Genomic DNA, 6841 nt, shown 5'->3' with positions numbered 1-6841 from the left:
AAAGCAAGTGACCGTAGCGGAAAGCAACGGGCTGAATATAAATACTAAATTCATCTTTATTTTGAAAAAGGCTTTTGATTGATTGTGATGAACGTACGGACGATTTACATAAAAAGTGCATATACTATTGTATTCACTACTCACGACTCAGTCATTGAGAGGATGGAGGAAATGAGCAAAAAGAAAAAACCCAAGTACAAAATCGGTGATACAGTCGTGATCACTATTTATGGTACAGTCGGAAAAGTAACAGATGTAAAGTGGCTAGATGATATGTACGTCTATGAAGTCAATAAAAGTGAAGGTCTATATATGGAATCCAGCCTTCAAATGCTGTCTGAGTATGAAGGTGAGATTATGGAAAAGGAGCATATTGACATCGAATATAAATACTTTTTTGGCGACCTGGTCCATGTTAAGGGGTATGGTTCGGATCTTTTCAAAATCGTAGGCTTCAGGACGGAAATTTGGAGATACAAAGAAGATGCATGGGAAGATGTTATTTATGAGCTTTCAAGGATTAATGACGGGGAATGGCTGGAAGCAGGGGAAGAAGAGCTGACACTCGTTGCGGATGCTGAAAGTGCTGATGCATTTATTCAAAAGCTGGGGCTCCTCTATATGATCAATAAAAAAGAAAAGCTTCCTGAATTAAGGGAAACGGCACATTCATTTCGAAAGGCAGAAAAGGAATTGCTGGATGGGATAAAAGAAAGAAAAGTGCTGATTGATGGCTTGCTTGATATATACAATGATTATCGTATTCTTTATGAAATGTTTCAGGATGATGAGTATAAGCATATCATGCGGGTTATACTCAGAAAGTTGAAGCATATTGCCAACAATGATGATAAGAGCACTGTGTAAAAAGGAGTCACTGAAGTCCCAGCGCTTTTTAGAGCCAGGTGACCAGGAGATACAGTAAAAATGGGATGCCAAACCATATGACGAGCTTGAACCAGGCATTTAATAGATTGCTATAAAGATTTATTATTGAGCTTTCTTCAAGATTGACATCTTCTTTAATTAGTAGGGCTAGTCTGGATATACTGGACATGTCACTGCCTCCTCAATTTCTGTATAATATGGATTGCTGTTGGCTGTTTATCCTATATGTATGTCCTGACTGAAGAAAAATGCATTGAAAATAAAATAAAGAATATGGCTTGTTCTGCATGAATCCAGGGAGTACTTCATACATTCTGTACAAAGGGGGCGTTGCTGTGAAGGAAATAGAAGTCGTAATAGATACAGAAGAAATTGCTGAGTTTTTCTTTCATGAGCTGGCAAAAAGGGGATATGTGCCTACTGAAGGAGAATTGGATGAACTTGCAGATATCACGTTTGAGTACCTGCTGCAAAAGTGCATCATTGATGAAGAAGTTGAAGATGACTGATATAGAAAAATGACGAGGAAAGGTGCTCGTCATTTTTTTGCGGAGCAGCAGGAACATCTTACACATACATATTTCTAAACACCCATTTTATGTGGGTACGCAGGGAACGCAGCATTTCCGAAAAAAATATGTGCTGCCACCACAGAAAATGAAACCTTCTTGTTAATAAGCACGTATATCTAAGTGAAATAAGTGCTTTGCTTTATATATGGCAGTAAAAATAAAAAGGAAATAGGGAGAGAAGCATATGTCATTTTTTAATAAGGTTTTGGCAAGTGTGGGAATTGGATCAGCAAAAGTGGATACGAAACTTGAAAAGGATTCAGCGGTTCCGGGAGAAGCCCTCAGAGGCGTGGTTGAGATTACAGGGGGCAGCACCGAACAGAAAATTGATGATATTTACCTTTCATTGAATACTACTTATATAAAAGAATCAGATGATAAAAAATATACAGTCTCCGGTCTGATTGACCGTTTCAGGCTTGCTCAATCCTTTACCCTGGCAGCCAATGAACGAAAGGAAATTCCTTTTACCTTTAACCTTCCAGCTGACACACCTTTGTCTATTGGCAAAACGAAAATATGGGTGACGACAGGACTGGATATAAAAAACGCGGTGGATCCTGCAGATAAGGATTATATTCGTGTTGCTGCTACCCCGCTGATGGATTCTGTATTGAACGCTGTTTCAAGTATGGGATTCCGTTTGAGGGAAGCAGAATGTGAACAGGCTCCACACCGCCTTCGCAGAAGGCTTCCGTTTATCCAGGAGTTTGAATTTGTTCCAGTCTCCGGCCCTTTCAGAGGAAAACTTGATGAACTGGAAGTGGTCTTTTTTCCACTGTCAAACGGAGAGACCGAGGTTATGATGCAAGTAGACCGTAAAGCGAGAGGGATTGGCGGATTCCTGGCAGAAGCGTTAGAAATGGATGAAACATTTGTCCGTTTCACTGTTACAAATGCAGATATTCCTTATATGCAGCAAAAGCTTCAGTCGGTCATTGCAAAATATGCTTAATTCATTAAGAAAACGATGGGTGATGCCCATCGTTTTTTTGATTTGGCTGCAGCAGTGGAATGCTTTGGCTGTTATGCCAGAAGTGTTCTAATTAAATCCTGTCCTTTTAAAAAGGGGGTAATGAGCACGTACATGATTGAATCCGGGATTCTCTTCTCATCATCGGAAATTATGCCATGAACACCAAGCCTCTGCATGTCTGCAAATTGGTATTGTTTGCTGATGGTCCACGAATAGATCTCATAACCGAATATTTCAGCTTGATTAATGAAGGACTTGGAAAGCAGGAGATGGTGAACAGATAGAAAAGAGGCAAAATCGCGGTAGGATGCCAAATGAAACAAGTCCAGGTGTTTGCTCAGCAGCAGGCCGGCAGGGATCTGGGGAGCCAGCTTGTGAAACTTTTTCATTTCATTAATATGAAAAGATTGGACTTTTATCTGGCTGTCGGATTTGTAAGAGTTTAATACGTCTGCGAGAATTTCTGTCATGCCAGGCTGGTTTTCAGGTGATTTCATCTCAATTATCATTCCTATTTTTCCGCTGGCCTGTTTTAAAACTTCAGTCAATGTAGGGATTTTTTCACCGGCATACGCGGGAGAAAACCATGAGCCTGCATCCAGTTTTTTTAAGTCTTTAACCGTTAATTCCTCAATTAACCCCTCACCGTCGGTAGTTCGCAAAACATTCGCATCATGAATAACAACCAGCTGTTTATCCTTGCTCAGCCTTACATCTAACTCGATATAGTCAAAACCCATTTCTATAGCTTTTTCAAACGATGCAAGCGTGTTTTCGGGTGCAAGTGCCGATGCGCCTCTGTGTGCGATGGACTTAAATGGCATGAGAGGCTGAAAAAAATAAGAAATAGTCATTAATAACATTCCAATTAAGATTGAAAATAAAACAAGCTTTTTAGAGCTCCGCAATTACATCACCTCCATATATGACTTTTATACATAATATGCAGAATGAACATTTTTGAAAGCGTTTTCTTTACGGAAAAAACCGTGAATCGACAAAAATAGTATTTTTTTGATGGAGGAAACGACAAGAAAAATGGCTAATTATACAGTAATAAATTATTGTTCACGTAATGCTGAAATAAGAGGGGGATGCCATATGCTGAAGGAATTAACAAGAATCAGAAGAAGAGAGTATGATGTTACGATCTTTCAAACACCTGAATTCAGGGGCAAAAAAGGCTTTCAGCAAGTATATCGCCTAAATGTCGAAGCTTTGACTCATGATGAATGCCTTGAATCAGTTTTTAGCAAGTTTAATGTGCATGACCGGATCCCTGGAGATTTTGATGGCCGGTTTATTTCCACAGGAGATATACTCTATATTGATGAAGGCAGAAGAGGGCAATTTTATTATCAGCTGAAGCCGGGCGGCTGGGAAGAAGTAAACCGGATACATATTAGATAAATAAGAAAACAGGAGGGCATAATAGCTCTCCTGTTTATTTTTATTAAATAGTTTATTCTGTTATGTTAGATCCCGGACTGTTTTTGCGTTTGTTGGCTGTGAATTCCTTGCCATGTGCTTCCTGCTCTGCAACAATGGCTTCAGCAGGAATATGATTATTTTTCTTGGGTGAATTTATACGGTTGCGGTGCTTTTTGCCCATATTAAGTCCCTCCGGTTATCGATTGCTTTTTGTTTTGACTGTTTTTGAAGTATTAGGTTCAGTATTAGCCCTCGAAGATGGATTTGTCTCATTGGCATGCTGGACTGCCTGTCTGAGTTTTTTGCTCATTCCTTTTTGCGGCATGATTACAACCTCCTTTGGAAAAGCTAAAATTAGCTTTCCCGCACAGGCAAAAAACATGCCCTGTCTTATTTGTTTCTAACTGGTGTCACATATGGTATAGTGTGACTTGGAAGCATTTACATCAGCTTCAGAATTAAGTTGGAGGTTAGATTAATGAGCGTACATATTGGTGCTAAAGAAAATGAAATTGCGGAAACGGTCCTGCTTCCTGGAGATCCTTTGCGTGCAAAATATATTGCAGAAACATTTTTAGAAAATGCGGAGTGCTATAATGAAGTCCGCAACATGTTTGGCTACACAGGAACGTATAAAGGGAAGCGCATATCAGTTCAGGGTACAGGCATGGGTGTTCCATCCATTTCCATCTATATCAATGAACTGATGCAAAGCTATAATGTCCAAAACCTGATTAGAGTAGGAACGTGTGGTGCGATTCAGAAAGATGTAAAGGTTCGCGATGTAATCCTTGCGATGAGCTCTTCTACAGATTCCCAAATGAACAGGCTCACTTTCGGAGGGGTTGACTTTGCGCCGACAGCCAATTTTGATCTATTGAAAAAAGCTTATGATGCAGGTGTGGAAAAAGGATTAAACCTTAAAGTCGGAAATGTCTTCACAGCAGACATGTTCTATAATGACAATTCGGAACTTGAAAAATGGGCAAAGTATCAGATCCTGGCAATTGAGATGGAAACGGCTGCTCTATATACGCTTGCTGCGAAGTTTGACCGCAAAGCACTATCTGTTCTAACAGTCAGTGATCACATCCTGACAGGTGAAGAAACGACTGCTGAAGAGAGACAAACCACCTTCAATGAAATGATTGAAGTGGCACTTGAGGCTGCTATTAAGGAATAATATAGAATGAAACTGGTTCACCTGAGCCAGTTTTATTTTTTTTGATGAGTGTGTGTTTGAAATCAATAAAAAGGATATTTTGTGCCGTTTGTCCTGTTTTTAATACGATTATGGACTAGTTGACGTGTAGTGTTAAAATAGTAATGTTGCAAAGAAATAAAAAGACAGGTGAGTTTGAATGAAGAAGATCTTAATTATGGCAGGGACCCTGAGCCTCCTGCTTTCCGGCTGCAGCCAGCTTGATCCGTATTTGGATAAAGCAAAGCCGCTTATTGAAAAGATTCCGTTCCTTGGGGAAGAGAAAAGCGTTGATGAACCCCCTAAGGAAGATGAATCACTAAATAAAGAAGAAAACAGTGCCGGAGAAGCAGGCAATGAAGACAAAGAAGACATTCAAAAGGATCCCCTATCATTGGAAGCTGCATATTTTAATGATATAAAAGCTGTGGATGGCAGAAATATTATCCAGAACCCTGATAATGTGATGGTCCTGGTGAATAAACAATTCAGCCTTCCGGATGGCTATGAGCCCCCCAAGCTAATGATTCCGGATGTCGCATTTTCTTATGGGAAGTTAGATTTGGAAAAAAGCTATATGCGAAAGGATGCTGCTGAAGAGCTGGAGAAGCTGTTTGCAGGTGCACTGAATGAAGGTGTGGAATTATTTGCTGTATCCGGTTATCGCTCATTTACACGGCAATCGGAAGTTTTTGATGCAGAAGTAAATAGAGTTGGTAAAGAAAAAGCGGTCCAGGCTGTGGCGATTCCCGGAAGCAGTGAACATCAGACAGGACTTACCATGGATATTTCGAGCAGAAGTGCAGGCCTTGAGCTTTCTGAAAAATTCGGGGAAACAAAGGAAGGAAAGTGGCTTGCTGAAAATGCGCACCGCTATGGTTTTATTCTCCGCTATCCAAAAGGAAAAGAAACCATAACGGGTTATAAATATGAACCTTGGCACTTCCGTTATGTAGGCCTTGAAGCTGCGAAAGTCATTTATGAAAAGAAATGGACTTTGGAAGAGTACTTTGATATTGTTAAAAAAATCTAAGAGGCCCAAAAGGCCTCTTTTATTTGTTTTTCTGCTTCAGACTGCTTTTTCCTGATTGGAAATAGAATATAACCGCTAAAATGAAGGGAACAGCGGGAAGGCCTGATAGAAAGCGGAGCACATTTTCTGCCCCTGTTAGGGAATAACCCAATGGCAGCAGAAGAAAGAAGCTTATTAATGCAAATTTCCATGACTGATTCATGATTCCGGCAATTAGGCTGATTAGGGAAAGTGCAAAGCTTATCCATAATATTGCGGTTAACATCATAAATTCACCCCTTAAGAAAGTGCTGGAAGCTGAAAAGGTTTGATAGATGGTTTAAAAATGGCTTTATAATAAAATATGTTTATATCGGTAAAACATTAATCTTTTATTTTCCTGATGTAATTGCCGCTTTAATTCAAATGAAATATGGCCTGGCCGGCTGTCTGTTCACCTGATGTTTATAAACCTCCTTTAATGAGGTAATTATAAAGTAAGGTTACTGTAAAAAGGAGGCACATGCTTTGGAAAAAGTTTCGTTTAAAGTTGCAGGCATGACCTGCGGACATTGTGAAGAGGCAGTCAAAAATGCCATTCTCTCCATCGATGGTGTGGCAAGCATCTCGATTGCCTTTCATGATGAACATGCAGAAATCGTCTATGACCCTGAAAAAACTGATAAGAAACATTTGATAAAAGTGATAGAAGACCAGGGCTATGGGGTAGCCTGATATAAGAAAGAGCGCCATGCATATTT

The 6841-nt window shown here is 39.8% G+C and carries 12 protein-coding genes; 7 read left to right on the top strand and 5 right to left on the bottom strand.

Annotated elements, in window-relative coordinates:
- Positions 1–171: 171 nt before the first annotated feature.
- Positions 172–867, top strand: a complete 696-nt coding sequence (locus tag CHI10_RS12220; protein ID WP_095244550.1) for a hypothetical protein — start codon at positions 172–174, stop codon at positions 865–867.
- Between the two features lie 28 nt (positions 868–895).
- Here CHI10_RS12220 and CHI10_RS22365 read toward each other — a convergent pair whose 3' ends face one another.
- Positions 896–1057 carry a hypothetical protein gene (locus CHI10_RS22365; protein ID WP_179289022.1) on the bottom strand — a complete coding sequence of 54 codons (162 nt, stop codon included), beginning with the start codon at positions 1055–1057 and terminating at the stop codon, positions 896–898.
- Positions 1058–1223: 166 nt separating this feature from the next.
- On the opposite strand from CHI10_RS22365, the gene CHI10_RS12215 reads away from it, so the two are divergent.
- Both CHI10_RS12215 and CHI10_RS12210 read left to right on the top strand, forming a co-directional pair.
- Complete coding sequence (locus CHI10_RS12215) at positions 1224–1397, top strand: YozD family protein (RefSeq protein WP_095244549.1); 174 nt, start codon at positions 1224–1226, stop codon at positions 1395–1397.
- Between the two features lie 247 nt (positions 1398–1644).
- Complete coding sequence (locus tag CHI10_RS12210; protein ID WP_095244548.1) at positions 1645–2415, top strand: sporulation protein; 771 nt, start codon at positions 1645–1647, stop codon at positions 2413–2415.
- Positions 2416–2486: 71 nt separating this feature from the next.
- On the opposite strand, the gene CHI10_RS12205 is transcribed toward CHI10_RS12210, so the two are convergent.
- The gene (locus CHI10_RS12205; protein WP_286137334.1) at positions 2487–3344 is read right to left on the bottom strand and encodes a glycerophosphodiester phosphodiesterase; all 858 of its coding nucleotides are present in this window, start codon (positions 3342–3344) and stop codon (positions 2487–2489) included.
- A 193-nt stretch (positions 3345–3537) separates the two neighbouring features.
- On the opposite strand from CHI10_RS12205, the gene CHI10_RS12200 reads away from it, so the two are divergent.
- Positions 3538–3846, top strand: coding sequence for a YodL domain-containing protein (locus CHI10_RS12200; protein ID WP_095244547.1), 309 nt, complete (start codon positions 3538–3540; stop codon positions 3844–3846).
- Positions 3847–3898: 52 nt separating this feature from the next.
- Here the strand turns inward: CHI10_RS12200 and CHI10_RS22360 are convergent, their stop codons facing one another.
- Together CHI10_RS22360 and CHI10_RS22695 are read right to left on the bottom strand one after the other, a co-directional pair.
- Complete coding sequence (locus CHI10_RS22360) at positions 3899–4048, bottom strand: hypothetical protein (protein ID WP_169799738.1); 150 nt, start codon at positions 4046–4048, stop codon at positions 3899–3901.
- 15 nt (positions 4049–4063) lie between these two features.
- A complete protein-coding gene (locus tag CHI10_RS22695) occupies positions 4064–4192 on the bottom strand; it encodes a hypothetical protein (protein WP_268745125.1) in 129 nt (42 codons plus the stop codon).
- 153 nt (positions 4193–4345) lie between these two features.
- Here CHI10_RS22695 and deoD point away from each other — a divergent pair, with 153 nt between their 5' ends.
- Both deoD and CHI10_RS12190 read left to right on the top strand, forming a co-directional pair.
- On the top strand, positions 4346–5050 hold the full coding sequence (deoD, locus tag CHI10_RS12195; RefSeq protein WP_076261031.1) for a purine-nucleoside phosphorylase: 705 nt from the start codon (positions 4346–4348) through the stop codon (positions 5048–5050).
- Positions 5051–5228: 178 nt separating this feature from the next.
- Positions 5229–6101, top strand: coding sequence for a M15 family metallopeptidase (locus CHI10_RS12190; RefSeq protein WP_095244546.1), 873 nt, complete (start codon positions 5229–5231; stop codon positions 6099–6101).
- Positions 6102–6120: 19 nt separating this feature from the next.
- On the opposite strand, the gene CHI10_RS12185 is transcribed toward CHI10_RS12190, so the two are convergent.
- A complete protein-coding gene (locus CHI10_RS12185; protein WP_286137332.1) occupies positions 6121–6369 on the bottom strand; it encodes a hypothetical protein in 249 nt (82 codons plus the stop codon).
- Between the two features lie 239 nt (positions 6370–6608).
- Here CHI10_RS12185 and CHI10_RS12180 point away from each other — a divergent pair, with 239 nt between their 5' ends.
- A complete protein-coding gene (locus CHI10_RS12180; RefSeq protein WP_095244545.1) occupies positions 6609–6815 on the top strand; it encodes a heavy-metal-associated domain-containing protein in 207 nt (68 codons plus the stop codon).
- The last annotated feature ends 26 nt before the right edge of the window (positions 6816–6841 follow it).

Origin of the sequence: Bacillus sp. 7894-2, assembly GCF_002272225.1 — a bacterium.
Classification (GTDB): Bacteria; Bacillota; Bacilli; order Bacillales; family Cytobacillaceae; genus Cytobacillus.
The sequence above is the reverse complement of the archived record's forward strand: the minus strand, read 5'-3'. Positions and strand labels throughout refer to the sequence as shown.

Excerpts from the sequence above, each read along its gene's own strand:
- CHI10_RS12220 (WP_095244550.1), top strand. The coding sequence starts at position 172 with ATGAGCAAAAAGAAAAAACCCAAGTACAAAATCGGTGATACAGTCGTG.
- CHI10_RS22365 (WP_179289022.1), bottom strand. The coding sequence starts at position 1,057 with ATGTCCAGTATATCCAGACTAGCCCTACTAATTAAAGAAGATGTCAAT.
- CHI10_RS12210 (WP_095244548.1), top strand. The coding sequence starts at position 1,645 with ATGTCATTTTTTAATAAGGTTTTGGCAAGTGTGGGAATTGGATCAGCA.
- CHI10_RS12200 (WP_095244547.1), top strand. The coding sequence starts at position 3,538 with ATGCTGAAGGAATTAACAAGAATCAGAAGAAGAGAGTATGATGTTACG.
- CHI10_RS22360 (WP_169799738.1), bottom strand. The coding sequence starts at position 4,048 with ATGGGCAAAAAGCACCGCAACCGTATAAATTCACCCAAGAAAAATAAT.
- CHI10_RS22695 (WP_268745125.1), bottom strand. The coding sequence starts at position 4,192 with ATGCCGCAAAAAGGAATGAGCAAAAAACTCAGACAGGCAGTCCAGCAT.
- deoD (WP_076261031.1), top strand. The coding sequence starts at position 4,346 with ATGAGCGTACATATTGGTGCTAAAGAAAATGAAATTGCGGAAACGGTC.
- CHI10_RS12190 (WP_095244546.1), top strand. The coding sequence starts at position 5,229 with ATGAAGAAGATCTTAATTATGGCAGGGACCCTGAGCCTCCTGCTTTCC.
- CHI10_RS12185 (WP_286137332.1), bottom strand. The coding sequence starts at position 6,369 with ATGATGTTAACCGCAATATTATGGATAAGCTTTGCACTTTCCCTAATC.